Below are 16,166 nucleotides of genomic sequence, written 5' to 3'. Positions count from 1 at the left end.
AGTTAATTACTAATGCAAATCTACAGTATCCTCTTCGTTTATCAGTAGCTCCAGTTTTACAGATTCGATGTTCTGGTCAGATTTTTTTAGTACGGTAATATTATAGCCGTTACTCTCTTTCTGCTCACCTACGTCAGGTATCTTACCAAATATATGGCCCAACCACCCGGATACGGTATCAAAGTCGCCATCCTCGGGCAGGTCATGCGGCAGATGCTCGTTCACGTCGTATATCGGCGCAAGGGCATTCACCACAAATTCACGGTCGTTAAGTTTCTCAACAATAGGTTTCTCCTCGTCAAACTCATCCTGTATCTCCCCAACCAGCTCTTCAACAATATCTTCCAGGGTAACCATACCGGCAGTACCGCCAAACTCGTCAGATACAATAGCTATCTGTATGCGCTTTTGCTGCAACTCGGCCATCAGATCATTGATCTTTTTGGTCTCGGGTATAAAATATGGCTTGCGGATAATATCCCTCAACACAATTGGCTCGTTACGGGCTAATAAAGGCAGAATATCTTTTGCGTGAACAATACCTATTATCTTATCAATTACCTCATCATAAACCGGCATACGCGAGTAACCTTCGGTTATCAGCAGTTCCAACAGCTCTTCCTTCTCTGTACTAACCTCAATACCTGATATTTTAGTACGTGGTACCATGATGTTTTTCACTACACGCTCGTTAAAATCAAACACGTTCTGTATCAGTTCATGTTCGTTCGAGTCGAGTGCGCCGGTTTCCCTTCCCTGCTCTAACAGGTATTGTAATTCTTCTGAGCTATGGTGTGTTTCACCGCCCTCTAAAGTGGTAATACCAAAAAGCTTTAATATAAAATTAGCAAACCCGTTTAGTAACCAAATGGCGGGTTTAAAAACTACAAAGAAAAAGCGCAGCGGTACAGATACTGCCATAACCGTTCCTGCTGACTTTTGTATTGCCAGCGATTTTGGCGCCAACTCACCAAATACAATATGTAATACGGTAATAACAACAAATGATAGAATGTGGCTGGTGGTAACAAAAGCGGGAGTAAGCTCAATACCTACAGATAAAAAACCTCTTAATACAATATTGGTAACCACTCCTTCGCCTACCACACCAAGCGCCAGGGAAGCAATGGTAATACCCAGCTGCGTAGCGGCCAGGTAACCATCTAAATTATGTAGTATGCCTCGTGCAACTTTGGCTACGCCGCTGCCCGACTTGGCCCTTAGTTCAATTTGTGACCCTCTAACCCTAACCATGGCAAACTCTGCTGCCACAAAAAAACCGTTTAGCAGTACCAGGAATATGGTTGCGAAAATGTAGAAAACACTAATTTCGTAATGTGCGGGGTCCATTAATTATTTTATTTGTAAACAGGGAAAGTAGACTTATACAACTCTAAACTTTCTTGGATAACTTTATGCGCATAACGTACGCCTAATAAATGCTCAATGGTAACATTCTTACCCTCAAGCACTTTATAATCGCTAAAAAAGCGTACAATTTCTTTCATAGCATGTGGAGGCAATTCAGATAGGTCGTTTATATAATTAACAGACATGTCGTTTTTTGCTACCGCGATGATCTTATCATCCTGCTCGCCATTATCAACCATATGCATTACACCTACTACTTTAGCTTCGATGATAGACATGGGGAAAACGTCTATCGAGCAAAGTACAAGAATGTCCAATGGGTCATTATCATCACAATAAGTTTGCGGAATGAAACCATAATTGGCCGGATACATTACTGATGAGAACAATACACGATCAAGCTTTAATAAGCCCGATTCTTTGTCTATCTCATATTTCGCTTTAGATCCTTTAGGTATCTCAATTATCGCGTTTACTATCTCAGGAATATTATCACCCGGTGAAACCTGATGCCAGGGATGTTGTGTACTCATGTATTTATATGTTATATTTTATTGTTCTTTTGATTTTGCATACCGTTTTCTCACAAAGGCAATAATCAGCGGAATTGATGTAATAATTATCAAACCAAGTACTATGTACTGCAGATAATCCTTTAGTTCGGGGAAGCGCCTGCCTAAAAAATAACCGGTTAAGGTTAAGGTTGTTACCCAAGCTACGCTGCCTACAATATTGTAAATAGTAAACTTTTTAAGGTCGACCCGTACAACACCTGCAAATATAGGGGCAAATGTTCTAACTATGGGGAAAAATCTGCCTAAAATCAAAGCCATACCACCATATTTGGCGTAAAACTCTTCGGCTACGGCTATATAGCGTTTCTTAAAAAAGAAAGAATCGTTCCTATTGAACAATACCGGCCCCGTTCGGTAGCCAAACCAGTAGCCTGTATAGTTACCCAAAACCCCTGCAGCTATCAACGAAAGTACTAAGGTATATATAGGAACCTGGATAATGCCGGCGGCACTTAATAGGCCTGCAAGAAACAGTAAATAATCGCCCGGTAAAAAGAACCCAAAAAACAACCCGGTTTCGGCAAATACCACTATAAGCAACAGATAAAAACCACCGCTACTTAGAATAGACTGCGCGTCGGTTAAATTTTGAAGGTATTCCCAAATATTTTCCATTAACTATATCCGTAAAACTACAAATATTAAATCAAATTGTAGTTAACGCCCTTATTAAATAAGACTGGATATAAACGTAGGATAGATACCAATTACGATAGTTACGACAGCAGAAAAGCCTAAAACAAATTTGTAATAAGCCGGCACTTCAACCTCGGCACGTTCGGCACTACGGAAGTACATAGCAATAATAACCCTGAAATAATAAAATATGCTGATGATAGCGTTTACTACCGCAATAATTACCAGCCAGAAATTATAATGTGCCAATGCACCACTAAACATGAAGAATTTACCAATAAAACCAGCGGTAAGCGGTATGCCTGCTAATGATAGCATGCTTACCGTAAGTACCAACGCCAGGAAAGGATTCTTTTTTGCCAGCCCGTTAAAGCCTTCAAAGTTATCGCTGCCGGTTTGCTGCCTTACCAGGATAAGGGCGCCAAAGGCGATAATAGAAGCGATTGAATAGGCCGTAGCATATACAAATATTGAATTAGCAGAACCTGCGCCTAAAGCCACTATGGCAAACAACAGATAACCCGCATGTGATATGCTCGAAAAAGCCATCATACGTTTAAAGCTTTGCTGATACAGGGCAGTTATGTTGCCAATAAATAAAGTGATGATGGTAATAACCAATAATACCGGTGTCCAGAACCCTGCAATAGTTAAAAAACAAGCAGAGAATAAACGCAGGAATGCCGCGAAACCTGCCACCTTAACCACGGTAGACATAAACAAAGTGATCAACGAAGGTGCACCTTCATATACATCCGGTGTCCAGAAGTGAAAGGGCGCAGCACCAACCTTAAAGCAAAGGCCAATAATAATAAGCATTATCCCGGTGTAAAATAACGGGTCGATATTACGAGGATGAGTTACTACCCAGTCACGGATCACATCCAGATCAAATGAACCGGAAGAACCATATATCAATGTGATACCGAATAGCAGGAAGCCGGTTGAAAATGCTCCCATTAAAAAGTATTTTAAAGCTGCTTCGTTTGACGCGAAATCGCTTTTACGGATCCCTGCCAGGATGTATAAACTAACCGACATGATCTCGATACCGATGAACAGCATAGTTAAGTTATGGTAAGATACCATTACAATAATACCCACCAACGAGAACAGGATTATAGCATAATATTCTGCAATATGATTGCTTATCCTTTCAAAATATCCTTTAGAAAGTAATAATATCAATATCGTAGAAACAATACTTACAACAGAAAACGCAACCGAGAAATTATTGAACAGCATCATGCCGTGATAAATAGGCTCGGCGTTATTATCCCATTGCATTACAGCAGCGCCTAAAGCCGCCAGTAAACCAACAACGGTTACCGGCAATAAGGCCTTTTGAACTTTATATAAACCCAGGTATAATATTACGATGGGTAAAACAGATATGATTATTAGTGTGGTCATTTATTTATATCTGTATTAAAATTGAGCATTATTAAACTTTGCACTTACTGTGTTAACCAAATTGGTAACCGCCGCTTCTGATATATGCAGAATAGGCTGCGGATACACTCCTATACCGATGATTAACACGCAGATAATTCCAAGCACCAACTTCTCTGAACCGCTTATATCGGTAAAAATAGCTGTTAGTTCATTGGTTTCGCCCTGCATTACATTCTTGTACATACGCAGCATGTATACCGCGCCAAATATGATGGTTAACCCTGCAACTGCGGCAAACCAAATATTGTAGTTAAATACGCCTTTCAGTAATAGAAACTCGCCCACAAAACCGTTTGTTAATGGCAGGGCTACTGTGCCTAAAAGGATAATTAAAAACGCGATAGAAAAATTCGGGGCTACTTTGGCAATGCCACCCATCTGGCTAATATCGCGGGTGTTTAAACGGCGGCTGATGATATCCCAGATAAAGAACATACCTACCACATTTATACCGTGACTAAGCATTTGTATCATGGCGCCTTGTACACCTTGTGTTGTCCACGCGAAGATACCGGCAGCTATCAAACCAACGTGGGCGATAGATGAATAAGCAACCAATCGCTTACCATCCTTTTGATTAAAGGCAATCAGTGAAGCATAAACAATACCAATTACTGATAATATGATAACCAGATTTTGCCATTGCAGGAAACCCGCAGGCGCGTTTGGTATCAACCAGCGGATAACACCGTAGATACCCATCTTTAACATAATACCCGATAACATCATAGTACCGGCTGATGGCGCTTCGGTATAAGTATCCGGCTGCCAGGTATGGAAAGGGAATATTGGCATTTTAATAGCAAACGCTATAAAGAACGCCCAAAACACCCACGATTGCTGCGTTAGCGTTAAGCTAAGATCGTAAAACCCTCTAAGATCATACACTTTCGCTGGTGTTTGCAGGTATAGATAAATAATACCCAACAGCATAAATAACGAACCGGCAAAAGTGTAAATGAAAAATTTAATATTGATGCGGATGCGGTTTTCACCGCCCCATAACGCGCAGATAAAATAGATCGGTATTAGTGCCGCTTCCCATCCAACGTAGAATAGGAAACCATCAAGCGCTGTAAATACAGTTAACAAACCAGCCTGCATAAACAATATCAGCGCATAAAATGCTTTAGCGTTTTTATACTCGTGTTTATACGTGGTAAGTATGATAAGCGGTACAAGTACAGTGGTCAATAATACCATTATCATGCTGATACCATCAATACCCGCGCTAAAGTAAATACCCATTTTTGGAATCCATGGCGCGTCAATGGCATATTGTACAGATGCATCTGGAACGAAACCTGCTAAAAAGTAAGCGGCTATGCCAAGTTCCACAAGGGCGAAGAACAGCGCCGCGTGTTTCACTGTCTCATTCTTAAACAACAGTACTAAAAGTGCTGCAACAATCGGTAAAAAAAGTAAAATGCTAACCGTCATTTTATATGGTAAACGCTAAGCGCTTATATTTTAATTAAACTGTACACCAAAATGGCGATAATACCTACCACCATCATAAATATGTAGAAACCTACGTTACCTGTTTGCAACAGGCGCAGGCCTTTACTTGTCTCTAAAGCACCTTTACCCAGGCCGTTCACAAATCCATCAATACCCGAAAGTTCAATTACTTTGTAGAAGAACACCGATATAGCATCCAACGGCTTACGGATAACCTTGTCATACAATTCATCGATATAGAATTTGTTATAGGACAGGTTTGACAATGCCGGGCGCTCATCTTCATCAGATACAGGCACACCAGCCTTAAGTACATATTTGCTGTAAGCGTAACCCATTGCTATCAGCGCTAAAAACACCGATGTTCCCATCAGGATCCATTCGGTATTGTGGCTTAGTTCATGTTCGCCCAATATTTTGTTTGATGCCTCAAATACAGGTGCAAGGTAAGCGCCTAATTCGTGGTGCCCCCCCATAACTGCCGGTACACCTATCATACCTGCAATAGCCGATAGTATAGCCAGCACAATAAGTGGTATGGTCATATTGGCGGGCGACTCATGCAAGTGATGCTCCTGCTCATGTGTTCCACGGAATTTACCCCAGAAGGTCAGGTACATCATACGGAACATGTAGAATGAGGTAAGCATAGCGGTGATAACACCCACTACATAAAATGTTGTACTATGTGCAAAGGCCGCGGCCAAAATTTCGTCTTTTGAAAAGAAACCAGAGAATGGAGGGATACCCGCGATAGCGATGGTACCCACAAGCATGGTAATGAAAGTAATTTTGATCTTACCTTTCAGTCCGCCCATTTTGCGCATATCCTGCGCACCGCCCATGGCATGGATAACAGAACCTGCACCCAGGAATAATAATGCCTTAAAGAATGCATGGGTTAACACGTGGAAGAACGCACCGGTATAAGCGCCAACGCCTAAACCTAAAAACATATAGCCCAATTGCGATACGGTTGAATAGGCCAGTACCTTTTTAATATCTGTTTGTGTTAAAGCTATCAATGCTGCAAATGCCGCGGTAGCTAAACCAACAATGGCAACTACCTCCATAGTATCAGGAGCCAGTGTGAACAGGATGTTAGAGCGGGCAGTCATATAGATACCTGCGGTAACCATGGTAGCGGCGTGTATTAATGCCGATACCGGTGTTGGGCCGGCCATTGCATCTGGCAGCCAGGTAAATAACGGCAATTGTGCCGATTTACCAACCGCGCCTATAAATAACAGCATGGTTATTAATACTATTGGCGCGCCCGCTGCAACAGCGGCTGGTGCTTTAGGGAAGATATCCGCGTAAGCAACACTACCAAATGTATTTACTAAAAGGAAGATGCCCAGCAAAAAACCAAGGTCACCAATACGGTTCATTACAAAGGCTTTCTTGGCAGCTTCGGCATAGTTTGGATTGGTATACCAGAAACCGATAAGCAGGTATGAGCATAAACCTACGCCTTCCCAGCCAATAAACATTACCACATAGTTGCTTCCCATTACCAGCAGCAGCATAAAGAAAACAAACAGGTTCAGGTAAGAAAAGAACTTACCAAAGCCTTTATCGTCATGCATATAACCGATAGAGTATAAATGAATAAGGAAGCCCACACCGGTAATAATCAGTAGCATTATGGAGCTTAGCTGATCTATCAAAAAGGAAAAAGGAATTTTAAAGCTGCCAACGCTGATCCAGTCAAACAACGTAACCTCAACAGGTACGCCCGAGTTTTTTATCTGGAAGAATGTAGCAACACTTAAACCAAATGCAACCAGTACCAGCAAACTGCCGATAGCGCCGATAAGGTTTTTTGACAGGGTATTACGCCCAAGTCCGTTTATAACAAAACCGGCTAAGGGTAGTACAGGAATAAGCCAGATCAAATTGTCCATTTATATACGTTAAATTTCTTTTTTGTCATGCTGAACATCGTGAAGCATCTACTCACCGATAGATTCTTCGCTCCCGCTCAGAATGACAATTTTGTTAGTTTACCACTTCAACCTGTTCAATACGTTGATATCGATAGAGTTGGTATTGCGGTATATCATTACTATAATGGCCAGCCCTACTGCAACTTCTGCCGCTGCTAATGCCATAATAAAAAATACAAAAACTTGCCCGGATGCATCGCCACGGTAAACCGAGAAGGCGGTAAGCAACAGGTTAACCGAGTTAAGCATCAGCTCAACCGACATAAATATCACAATAGCGTTACGGCGTAATAAAACACCCATTACCCCTATTGAAAATATAATAGCGCTTAATAAAATGTAATGGTTAAGCGGCACCGCTTGAATGGTTTGGGTTAAACTTTCCATCAGATGGTTGCTTTAGGTTCTTTAGGATCTTTTGTTGCCAGCAGTACAGCGCCCACCATTGCCGATAACAGCAATACCGAGGATACTTCAAACGGTAACAAAAATTCGTTGAATAATACTTTACCCAGGTTTTTTACCAGGCCAAGCTCGGGGTTCTTTAATACTACCGGGTCAGATACACCTAACGATTTCAGGGACGATACCAGCGCTACAGCTAGAATACCACCACCAAATACTGCGGCGATCTTCACCATAAATGGTTTAACCGGTTCACTTTCCTTATTCAGGTTTATCAGCATCAGCGTATATAAAAACAATACCAATATGGCACCCATGTAAACAATAAAGTTTACGATAGCCAAAAACTGGGCATTCATTAATATATAGTGAATGGTGAAAGTAAAAAAGGTAAGTATTAGGTACAGTATGCTATGCACCGGGTTTTTTGCAGAAATAACCAGTATTGAAAAAAATATGGATAAAAACGCGATGAAGTAAAATGTACTCATGTTTATATTTACAATATACTTTTGCCCTGCTAAAAGCTGCGGGGCAAAGGTATAAAACTTCTGTTATTGATTTAAAGGTGGTTCTACTAATTTGTCTTTACCGTAAATAAAATCTTTCCTCAGGTAATCCGAAGGAATGATATCACCATCCAGGTATATCGCTTCTTTAGGGCAAGCCTCTTCGCATAATCCGCAGAAAATACAACGCAGCATATTAATTTCGTAAACGGCCGCGTATTTTTCTTCGCGATACAAGTGCTCCTCACCTTTCTGGCGTTCGGCAGCTGTCATGGTAATAGCTTCTGCAGGGCACGATAATGCGCACAAGCCACAGGCAGTACAACGCTCCGCACCATTCTCATCGCGTTTAAGCGAGTGCAGGCCGCGGTAATTCTCAGAAAACTCGCGCTTTTGTTCCGGGTATTGTATAGTAACCGGCTTTCTGAAAAAGTGGCTCATCGTAATTGATAAACCTTGCACAATAGCAGGCAGGTAAGCACGTTCCCAAAAATTGAGCGGCTTTACTACTATTTGCTTTTTCTTATTACTTAATGATTCCATTTAATTCCTCTCGCTTAACTAAAAAAAGTAATAACAATACCGGTAACAACAATATTTGCTATGGCCAATGGTATCAATACCTTCCAACCCAGGTCCATCAGCTGATCGTAACGGAAACGCGGGATTGTCCAACGTACCCACATAAAGAAGAAGATGAACAGGAATATCTTAGCAAAAAACACTGCCGTACCAATCAGCGGGCCGATAGCCGGGCCTGTGTGAGCGGTAACCCAGTCCATCCCCGGGTAGTTATAACCACCCCAATACAAGGTAGCCATTACTGCCGATGATATAAACATGTTAATGTATTCGGCAAACAGGTAAAAACCCAGTTTCATTGACGAATACTCGGTATGATAACCACCAACCAATTCGGTTTCGCACTCAGGTAAATCAAACGGTGTACGGTTGGTTTCGGCAAAGGCGCAGATCATAAACAGTAGGAAACCTACCGGTTGATATAGCACATTCCAATGCCAGCCGTGTTGTTGCTGAGCAATTTCGCCCAGGCTTAACGTACCGGTAACCATTAATAGGGCGATGATAGAAAGCCCCATTGAAATTTCGTAACTGATATTTTGTGATGCCGCACGGATAGCGCCCAATAAAGAGTATTTATTGTTTGATGCCCAGCCACCTATCATTACACCATATACACCAAGTGATACTACACCAAAAATATACAGGATACCTACGTTAATATCTGTAACCTGTAGGGGGATGGTCCTGCCGCCAATTACTAAATTTTGCCCCCATGGAATAACTGCCGAACCAATACAGGCAGTTAGGATAGCTAATGATGGGCCAACGATGAACAGGAATGGTGTTGCGTTGGTAGGGATGATCTCTTCCTTCATGAACATTTTGGCACCATCAGCCAGGGGCTGTAAAATACCAAACGGACCGGCACGGTTAGGGCCAACCCTGTCCTGAAAAAATGCCGCAATTTTACGCTCGGCATAGGTAGAGTACATGGCTACTACCAGGCTAATCAGGAATATAATAATGATGAGGCCAAATTTTATGGCAATGTCTGCTAATTCCATTACAGGCGAGTCTCCCTTTCAAATTGTTCTTTATTCGCTTCTATCAATACCGGGTTGGTTTTAACAACGGGCAGCGGGTGCAGCGTATCGTAGTGGTTTGAGTTGATAACAGATTTGTTCGACACTTTACGCGGACCTTCTATCACCCAGTCACTGGTTTTCTTTTTATCAAAACGGCAGGTATTGCAGATAAACTCTTCTGCCTCGCCGTATTCATCTTTACGTGCAGTTACGCGGATAACATCCTCGCCTTTGTACCAAAGGGTAACTTTACCACCACATTTTTCGTTTTCGCAATCGCGATGTGCTTCAACAGGTTTGGTGAACCAAACACGGTTTTTAAAGCGGAATGTTTTATCGGTTAAAGCGCCTACCGGGCAAACATCAATTACGTTTCCACTGAAATCGTTATCAACTGCTTTTTGTATATAGGTAGATATTTCTGAATGATCGCCGCGGTTTAAGATCCCATGGATGCGGTGATCGGTTATCTGGTCGGCAACAAATACACAACGGTAGCAAAGTATGCAACGCGTCATGTGTAATTGAATTTTATCGCCTATGTCAATCTTTTCGAATGTGCGGCGGTCAAACTCGTAGCGGGTTTTGGCAGCACCGTGCTCGTAACCCAGATCTTGTAAATGACACTCGCCTGCCTGGTCACAAACCGGGCAATCTAACGGGTGGTTTATTAATAACATCTCTACCACACCCTTACGTGCTTCAATAACCTCCGGCGAAGTAATGTTTTTTACTTCCATGCCATCCATTACTGTAGTACGGCAGCTTGCTACCAGCTTTGGCATAGGGCGCGGATCTTTTTCAGAACCTTTGCTTACCTGCACCAAACAGGTACGGCATTTACCACCAGTGCCTTCCAGCTTGGAGTAATAGCACATAGCAGGCGGGACAATATCGCCACCTATCATCCTTGCGGCGTTTAGTATGGTTGTCCCGGCTTCTACTTCAATAGGAAATCCGTCTATTGTAACTTTCATTGACTTATCGTCCTTTATTTTTTGTCGCCTTCAGGCGCTTATTATTCTTATACTTTGTCATGCTGAGCTTGTCGAAGCATTAGCGAATTAGTCTTCGACAAGCTCAGACTGACAACGCTTTTTAATTTTGACTTTTTAACTCGCCGCTTCTTCCAACTTAGGAAGCGGATCTGCGTAATGTGCTATTCCAAAGTTCCTTGTTGTTGCTTCATGCGGATGCGTTACATGCCATTCAAACTCGTCCCTGAAGTGGCGTATCGCGCTGGCCACCGGCCATGCTGCCGCGTCACCAAGCGGACAAATGGTATTACCTTCAATTTTTTTAGACACATCAACTAACAGGTCCATATCGCTCATTTTACCGTGGCCATATTCCAGGCGGTGTAAAACTTTCTCCATCCAGCCGGTACCTTCACGGCATGGCGAACATTGGCCACAGCTTTCATGATGATAGAAACGTGCAAAATTCCAGGTGTTTCTAACGATACACTGGTCTTCGTCGTACGCTATAAAACCACCCGAGCCCATCATGGTACCGCTAACAAAACCACCATCAGCTAATGATTCATAGCTCATTAAGCGTGGCTCGTTATTAATGGTTTTCAGGAACAGGTTAGCAGGCAAAATTGGCACTGATGAACCACCTGCAACAACCGCTTTCAAACGTTTGCCATTGGCAATACCACCGCAATATTCGTCGCTGTATAAAAATTCTTCAACCGGTAAGCCCAGGTCGATTTCGTAAACACCCGGTTTGCGTAGGTTACCACCTGCCGATATCAGTTTAGTACCGGTACTACGGCCAATACCAACTTTTGCATATTCATCGCCACCTTCGTTAATGATAGGCACTACCGCAGCGATAGATTCTACGTTGTTTACTACCGTAGGGCAGCCATACAAACCAGCAATAGCCGGGAACGGAGGTTTTATTCTTGGATTACCACGTTTACCTTCCAGTGATTCTAACAAAGCGGTTTCTTCGCCGCAAATGTAAGCACCACCACCCGGTTGTACGTAAAGCTCCAGGTCGTAACCCGAGCCTAAAATATTTTTACCTAAAAAGCCTTTGTTCTTTGCTTCGGCAATCGCTTTTTCCAGTATACGGATCTGCGGCATCATTTCGCCACGTACGTATATGTATGAAGTTTTTGCGCCCAGCGCATAACTGGCAACTATCATCCCCTCTATTAATAAGTGAGGGATATAGGTCATTAAATAACGATCTTTAAATGTACCGGGTTCAGATTCGTCAGCGTTACAAACAAGGTAACGCTCAACACCTTCCGGCTTGGCCAAAAAGCTCCACTTCATCCCGGTAGGGAAACCTGCACCACCACGGCCGCGCAAGCCCGATTTTTTAACTTCTTCCACCACATCATCGGGCGATAAAGTTTTCAGTGCTTTTTCAACAGCAGCGTAACCGCCTTTTGAGCGGTAAACATCAAATGTATTGATGCCGGGTACGTTTATATGTTCTAAAAGTAATTTACGTGCCATTACTAATATATTTTACCGCTTAGTTTGTAAGCTGCAATATGATTTTTTATACAGTTTGAAAGTATCAGAACAGTTGTTATACCAACTATCAGGTTATAATGCCCGGGCAGTTGCAGAAACATGAAAAGCAAAATGCCCGTCACTAATGCAATATCCCAACTAATTAACCTGGCCTTGTCTTTCATATTAATTGTTACCTTTTGCTTTTAGGTCACCAATCAGTTTATCAACAGATTCGGTGGTTAAATTCTCGTAAAAAGTATACTCGGGGCCAATTTGCAACACAGGGCCAAAGCCACATGCAGCAAGGCACTCTACACCTCTCCAGCTAAATAAGCCATCGGGGGTAACATCACCCTCTTTAACGCCAAGCGTTTTTTCTATATGCTCCATTATTGGCGTTGCACCAACAATTTCGCAGGGGCCGGTACGGCAAACTTCTAACATGTACTTGCCTTGCGGCTTTAAAAAATACATGGTGTAAAACGATGCTACCTCATAAACTTCTATCGGTTGGATAGAAAGATATTCGGCAACTTTATCCATTGCGGGTACGCTGGTCCAGCCAAATTCGGCCTGTACCAAATGCAGTATAGGCAGCAAGGCCGATTTTTGTTTCCCCGCGGGGTAACGGCTCACCACATCAGCAAATTTGCTGATCAGTTCCGGCGAAAATGTTACCGGCGTATTGGTATCCTGTACACTAAGCATCTAACTCTCCGGCTATAACGTTTAAACTACTCATGTTAATAATAGCATCAGATAATAACATACCCTGGCTCATTGGCGCATACATTTGGTAATTGATAAAGCTTGGCCTACGGAAATGTAAACGGTATGGCGAGCGGCCACCGTCATTAACCAGGTAAAAGCCCAATTCACCGTTTGCACCTTCAACCGAGTGGTATACTTCGGCATTAGGGGTTTCCACTTCGCCCATCACAATTTTAAAGTGATAGATCAAAGCTTCCATGTTATTATATACTTCCTCTTTTGGAGGCAGATAAAACGCAGGTACATTCGCGTGGAATATATCCGACGGTTCTTTTTCTATTTTAGTTAAAGCCTGCTCTATAATGCGCATGCTTTGCCACATTTCTTCGTTACGTACTAAAAAGCGGGCATAAACATCGCCATTATCGCCAACAGGTACTTCAAAGTCAAAATCTTCGTATGATGAGTACGGCTCCATTGCCCTCACATCATAATCGACACCTGCCGCACGCAGTATAGGGCCGCTCCAGCTATAACTTAAAGCTGCTTCGGCAGTAACGGCTGCAACACCTCTTGTACGATCTATAAATATGCGGTTACGGTTAAACAAGCTTTCAAACTCTTTTAGTCCGTGAGTAAAATCTTTTAAAAACTTGCGTGTTTTAGCAAACGCTATTGTATTAAAATTACGCTCGAAACCGCCCACCCGGCCAATATTTGTGGTTAGGCGCGATCCGCAGATCTCCTCATATATCTCATATACCGCTTCGCGATATTGCATCATATAAGTAAAACCCGTTAATGCGCCAGTATCAACACCTAAAATTGAATTACAAACAATATGATCGGTTATCCGTGCCAGTTCCATGATAATTACACGCATGTAATCAACACGTTTTGGCATTTGTATATTCAACAGTTTTTCAACCGTCATATGCCATCCCATATTATTTATGGGCGATGAGCAATAGTTTAAACGATCGGTCAGGGGTGTTATCTGGTAGTATGGGCGATGCTCGGCAATTTTTTCAAATGCACGATGTATATAGCCTATGGTTGATACACCGCTAACAATGCGTTCGCCATCCATCTGTAACACATTCTGGAACACACCATGCGTAGCGGGGTGCGTTGGGCCCAGGTTGAGTGTAGAATACTCGGTTTGCGGGTCGTTATCGGTATATACTGGGTGATTCTGCATTTATATTATCTCCCGAAAAAGTAATCTTTTTTATCAATACGGTTTGGATCTTCCAGTGGGAATTCCTTCCTCATCGGGAATACAGTCATGTCATCAACATTCAGTATCCTTCTCAGGTCGGGGTGCCCGTCAAATATCACCCCAAAAAAATCGTATGTCTCGCGTTCCATCCAATTAGCGCCATCCCAAATGGTTGAAGCAGTTGGGATATGCAGGTCATCCAATGAAAGGAAAACTTTTATACGGATGCGTGTATTTGTAGTAAGGCTGTGCAGGTGATAAACTACACCGATAGGTTTTTCCAGTTCGGGGTAATGTACAGCAGTAAGATCTGTTAAAAAGATAAATTGCAGCGTGGCATCAGCTTTTAAAAAACTTAATACAGCGTTAATGCTTTCTTTATTGGTTTCTACAGTAAGCAAGCCGAAATCGGCACCTGTTTGGGCAACCTGACCGGGGAACTTATCGTTTAGCTTTTGTAAAAGCTCTTCGTTTGCTATCTTACCCATTATTGAATTCCGTATTTAGCCAGCAGCTCCTGGTACTTAGGCTCTTCGCGCCTGCGCAAAGTTTCTGTTTGTACCAACTTTTGGATAGCCATAAAACCATCAATAATAGCTTCGGGGCGTGGAGGGCAACCAGGCACATAAACATCTACCGGGATAACTTCGTCAATACCCTGCAAAACAGAGTAGGTGTCAAATATACCACCACTTGATGCACAGGCACCAACAGCCATAACCCAACGAGGTTCGGCCATTTGTAAATAAACCTGACGTAAAACCGGGCCCATTTTTTTTGATATCGTACCCATTACCATTAAAAGATCGGCCTGGCGCGGCGAAAAGCTCAAACGCTCGGCTCCAAACCTGCTTAAATCGTAATGGGAGGCCATGGTGGCCATAAACTCGATACCACAGCATGATGTAGCAAACGGCAATGGCCATAAGGAGTGCGAGCGCGCCAAACCCACTGCCTGATCAAGCTTGGTGGCGAAAAACCCCGACCCTTCAACACCCGCGGGGGCTTCAACTATTTGAATATCACTCATTAAATTCCTATCAAATAATATTAAATCAGCTATTAAACTGATTTACAAATTTACAATAAAATACGCTGTAACAAATACACTATGAAGGTTATGAAATATATTTAGAATCAATCTAAACTAATTCAGCCTCTCAATCTCCTCCGGCTGAAAGATTTAATTAGTGCCCAAACCTGCCGGCAGGCTTGAGGGATCAATCCCAGTTTAATGCGCCCTTTTTTATGATGTAGAAAAAGCCGGCTAATAGTGTGCCCATAAATATGAACATCTCTATCATCCCCTCTCTACCCAGGTCACGAAAATTAACTGCCCATGGATACATAAATATAACTTCCACATCAAACAAAACAAACAGTATTGCTACCAGGAAGTATTTGATAGACATTGGGGTACGTGCGTTCCCAATAACTTCGATACCCGATTCAAAGGGGGTTAGCTTATCTTTTGTAACACGCTTAGGGCCTATTTTGTGGGTTACAAACATGGTTGTAACAACAAAACCCATAGCTACCAGCATCTGGAATATGATGGGCAAATAATTAACCGGCAAACTTTTTAATTCCATGGTGCAAATATACAAATGAGCGCATAATAAAAAAGGCCTCTTTTTTAGAAGAGGCCTTTTAGTACTTATTGTCCCGTCCTGAAATAAGTTGACAGCTAAGTTGACTTAATATGAAAAAACAGGAAAACAGTATCACAAGGCGCAGTCAGCGCGATTACAGTATTGCCTTTAAATTGCAGGTTGTTCAGCA

At 42.4% G+C, this 16,166-nt stretch carries 18 protein-coding genes; all 18 read right to left on the bottom strand.

Going from position 1 to position 16,166, the window contains the following annotated elements:
- Positions 1-9: 9 nt before the first annotated feature.
- The 18 genes from NPE20_RS21050 to NPE20_RS20965 all read right to left on the bottom strand — a co-directional run bounded on the left by NPE20_RS21050 (position 10) and on the right by NPE20_RS20965 (position 15,976).
- The gene (locus tag NPE20_RS21050; protein WP_256540681.1) at positions 10-1,350 is read right to left on the bottom strand and encodes a hemolysin family protein; all 1,341 of its coding nucleotides are present in this window, start codon (positions 1,348-1,350) and stop codon (positions 10-12) included.
- Positions 1,351-1,358: 8 nt separating this feature from the next.
- On the bottom strand, positions 1,359-1,904 hold the full coding sequence (locus tag NPE20_RS21045) for an inorganic diphosphatase (protein WP_256540680.1): 546 nt from the start codon (positions 1,902-1,904) through the stop codon (positions 1,359-1,361).
- Between the two features lie 18 nt (positions 1,905-1,922).
- Positions 1,923-2,561, bottom strand: coding sequence for a DedA family protein (locus tag NPE20_RS21040; protein WP_256540679.1), 639 nt, complete (start codon positions 2,559-2,561; stop codon positions 1,923-1,925).
- A 54-nt stretch (positions 2,562-2,615) separates the two neighbouring features.
- Positions 2,616-3,995, bottom strand: coding sequence for an NADH-quinone oxidoreductase subunit N (locus NPE20_RS21035; RefSeq protein WP_256540678.1), 1,380 nt, complete (start codon positions 3,993-3,995; stop codon positions 2,616-2,618).
- A gap of 15 nt (positions 3,996-4,010) precedes the next feature.
- The gene (locus tag NPE20_RS21030; RefSeq protein ID WP_256540677.1) at positions 4,011-5,477 is read right to left on the bottom strand and encodes a complex I subunit 4 family protein; all 1,467 of its coding nucleotides are present in this window, start codon (positions 5,475-5,477) and stop codon (positions 4,011-4,013) included.
- Between the two features lie 23 nt (positions 5,478-5,500).
- Positions 5,501-7,405 (bottom strand): NADH-quinone oxidoreductase subunit L, encoded by a 1,905-nt coding sequence (gene nuoL / locus NPE20_RS21025; RefSeq protein WP_256540676.1) that lies wholly within the window; start codon positions 7,403-7,405, stop codon positions 5,501-5,503.
- Positions 7,406-7,504: 99 nt separating this feature from the next.
- Positions 7,505-7,834 carry an NADH-quinone oxidoreductase subunit NuoK gene (gene nuoK / locus NPE20_RS21020; protein WP_134336312.1) on the bottom strand — a complete coding sequence of 110 codons (330 nt, stop codon included), beginning with the start codon at positions 7,832-7,834 and terminating at the stop codon, positions 7,505-7,507.
- Positions 7,834-8,343, bottom strand: coding sequence for an NADH-quinone oxidoreductase subunit J family protein (locus NPE20_RS21015; RefSeq protein ID WP_256540675.1), 510 nt, complete (start codon positions 8,341-8,343; stop codon positions 7,834-7,836). Before NPE20_RS21015 ends, nuoK begins: the two co-directional genes overlap by 1 nt.
- A gap of 63 nt (positions 8,344-8,406) precedes the next feature.
- A complete protein-coding gene (locus NPE20_RS21010) occupies positions 8,407-8,904 on the bottom strand; it encodes a NuoI/complex I 23 kDa subunit family protein (RefSeq protein WP_256540674.1) in 498 nt (165 codons plus the stop codon).
- Between the two features lie 14 nt (positions 8,905-8,918).
- Positions 8,919-9,950 carry an NADH-quinone oxidoreductase subunit NuoH gene (nuoH, locus tag NPE20_RS21005; RefSeq protein WP_256540673.1) on the bottom strand — a complete coding sequence of 344 codons (1,032 nt, stop codon included), beginning with the start codon at positions 9,948-9,950 and terminating at the stop codon, positions 8,919-8,921.
- Positions 9,950-10,948, bottom strand: coding sequence for an NADH-quinone oxidoreductase subunit G (locus NPE20_RS21000; RefSeq protein ID WP_256540672.1), 999 nt, complete (start codon positions 10,946-10,948; stop codon positions 9,950-9,952). The genes nuoH and NPE20_RS21000 overlap by 1 nt, the downstream gene beginning before the upstream one ends.
- A 135-nt stretch (positions 10,949-11,083) precedes the next feature.
- The gene (gene nuoF / locus NPE20_RS20995) at positions 11,084-12,448 is read right to left on the bottom strand and encodes an NADH-quinone oxidoreductase subunit NuoF (RefSeq protein WP_256540671.1); all 1,365 of its coding nucleotides are present in this window, start codon (positions 12,446-12,448) and stop codon (positions 11,084-11,086) included.
- A 2-nt stretch (positions 12,449-12,450) separates the two neighbouring features.
- A complete protein-coding gene (locus tag NPE20_RS20990; protein ID WP_256540670.1) occupies positions 12,451-12,633 on the bottom strand; it encodes a hypothetical protein in 183 nt (60 codons plus the stop codon).
- Between the two features lies 1 nt (position 12,634).
- Entirely contained in the window at positions 12,635-13,159 is a 525-nt protein-coding gene (locus NPE20_RS20985; RefSeq protein ID WP_256540669.1) for an NADH-quinone oxidoreductase subunit NuoE family protein, read from the bottom strand.
- A complete protein-coding gene (locus NPE20_RS20980) occupies positions 13,152-14,363 on the bottom strand; it encodes an NADH-quinone oxidoreductase subunit D (RefSeq protein ID WP_256540668.1) in 1,212 nt (403 codons plus the stop codon). The genes NPE20_RS20985 and NPE20_RS20980 overlap by 8 nt, the downstream gene beginning before the upstream one ends.
- A gap of 5 nt (positions 14,364-14,368) precedes the next feature.
- Positions 14,369-14,872 (bottom strand): NADH-quinone oxidoreductase subunit C, encoded by a 504-nt coding sequence (locus NPE20_RS20975; RefSeq protein ID WP_256540667.1) that lies wholly within the window; start codon positions 14,870-14,872, stop codon positions 14,369-14,371.
- On the bottom strand, positions 14,872-15,414 hold the full coding sequence (locus NPE20_RS20970; protein WP_256540666.1) for an NADH-quinone oxidoreductase subunit B: 543 nt from the start codon (positions 15,412-15,414) through the stop codon (positions 14,872-14,874). The genes NPE20_RS20975 and NPE20_RS20970 overlap by 1 nt, the downstream gene beginning before the upstream one ends.
- A 190-nt stretch (positions 15,415-15,604) precedes the next feature.
- Positions 15,605-15,976: an NADH-quinone oxidoreductase subunit A gene (locus NPE20_RS20965; protein ID WP_256540665.1), complete on the bottom strand. Its 372-nt coding sequence runs from the start codon at positions 15,974-15,976 to the stop codon at positions 15,605-15,607.
- Positions 15,977-16,166: the final 190 nt, after the last annotated feature.

This window comes from Mucilaginibacter aquariorum (genome assembly GCF_024498135.1).
GTDB classification, from domain to species: Bacteria; Bacteroidota; Bacteroidia; order Sphingobacteriales; family Sphingobacteriaceae; genus Mucilaginibacter; species Mucilaginibacter aquariorum.
The sequence above is the reverse complement of the archived record's forward strand: the minus strand, read 5'-3'. Positions and strand labels throughout refer to the sequence as shown.

Bases quoted from the DNA above. Each gene is read 5' to 3' on its own strand.
- NPE20_RS21050 (WP_256540681.1), bottom strand. From the start codon at position 1,350: ATGGACCCCGCACATTACGAAATTAGTGTTTTCTACATTTTCGCAACC.
- NPE20_RS21045 (WP_256540680.1), bottom strand. From the start codon at position 1,904: ATGAGTACACAACATCCCTGGCATCAGGTTTCACCGGGTGATAATATT.
- NPE20_RS21040 (WP_256540679.1), bottom strand. From the start codon at position 2,561: ATGGAAAATATTTGGGAATACCTTCAAAATTTAACCGACGCGCAGTCT.
- NPE20_RS21035 (WP_256540678.1), bottom strand. From the start codon at position 3,995: ATGACCACACTAATAATCATATCTGTTTTACCCATCGTAATATTATAC.
- NPE20_RS21030 (WP_256540677.1), bottom strand. From the start codon at position 5,477: ATGACGGTTAGCATTTTACTTTTTTTACCGATTGTTGCAGCACTTTTA.
- nuoL (WP_256540676.1), bottom strand. From the start codon at position 7,405: ATGGACAATTTGATCTGGCTTATTCCTGTACTACCCTTAGCCGGTTTT.
- nuoK (WP_134336312.1), bottom strand. From the start codon at position 7,834: ATGGAAAGTTTAACCCAAACCATTCAAGCGGTGCCGCTTAACCATTAC.
- NPE20_RS21015 (WP_256540675.1), bottom strand. From the start codon at position 8,343: ATGAGTACATTTTACTTCATCGCGTTTTTATCCATATTTTTTTCAATA.
- NPE20_RS21010 (WP_256540674.1), bottom strand. From the start codon at position 8,904: ATGGAATCATTAAGTAATAAGAAAAAGCAAATAGTAGTAAAGCCGCTC.
- nuoH (WP_256540673.1), bottom strand. From the start codon at position 9,950: ATGGAATTAGCAGACATTGCCATAAAATTTGGCCTCATCATTATTATA.
- NPE20_RS21000 (WP_256540672.1), bottom strand. From the start codon at position 10,948: ATGAAAGTTACAATAGACGGATTTCCTATTGAAGTAGAAGCCGGGACA.
- nuoF (WP_256540671.1), bottom strand. From the start codon at position 12,448: ATGGCACGTAAATTACTTTTAGAACATATAAACGTACCCGGCATCAAT.
- NPE20_RS20990 (WP_256540670.1), bottom strand. From the start codon at position 12,633: ATGAAAGACAAGGCCAGGTTAATTAGTTGGGATATTGCATTAGTGACG.
- NPE20_RS20985 (WP_256540669.1), bottom strand. From the start codon at position 13,159: ATGCTTAGTGTACAGGATACCAATACGCCGGTAACATTTTCGCCGGAA.
- NPE20_RS20980 (WP_256540668.1), bottom strand. From the start codon at position 14,363: ATGCAGAATCACCCAGTATATACCGATAACGACCCGCAAACCGAGTAT.
- NPE20_RS20975 (WP_256540667.1), bottom strand. From the start codon at position 14,872: ATGGGTAAGATAGCAAACGAAGAGCTTTTACAAAAGCTAAACGATAAG.
- NPE20_RS20970 (WP_256540666.1), bottom strand. From the start codon at position 15,414: ATGAGTGATATTCAAATAGTTGAAGCCCCCGCGGGTGTTGAAGGGTCG.
- NPE20_RS20965 (WP_256540665.1), bottom strand. From the start codon at position 15,976: ATGGAATTAAAAAGTTTGCCGGTTAATTATTTGCCCATCATATTCCAG.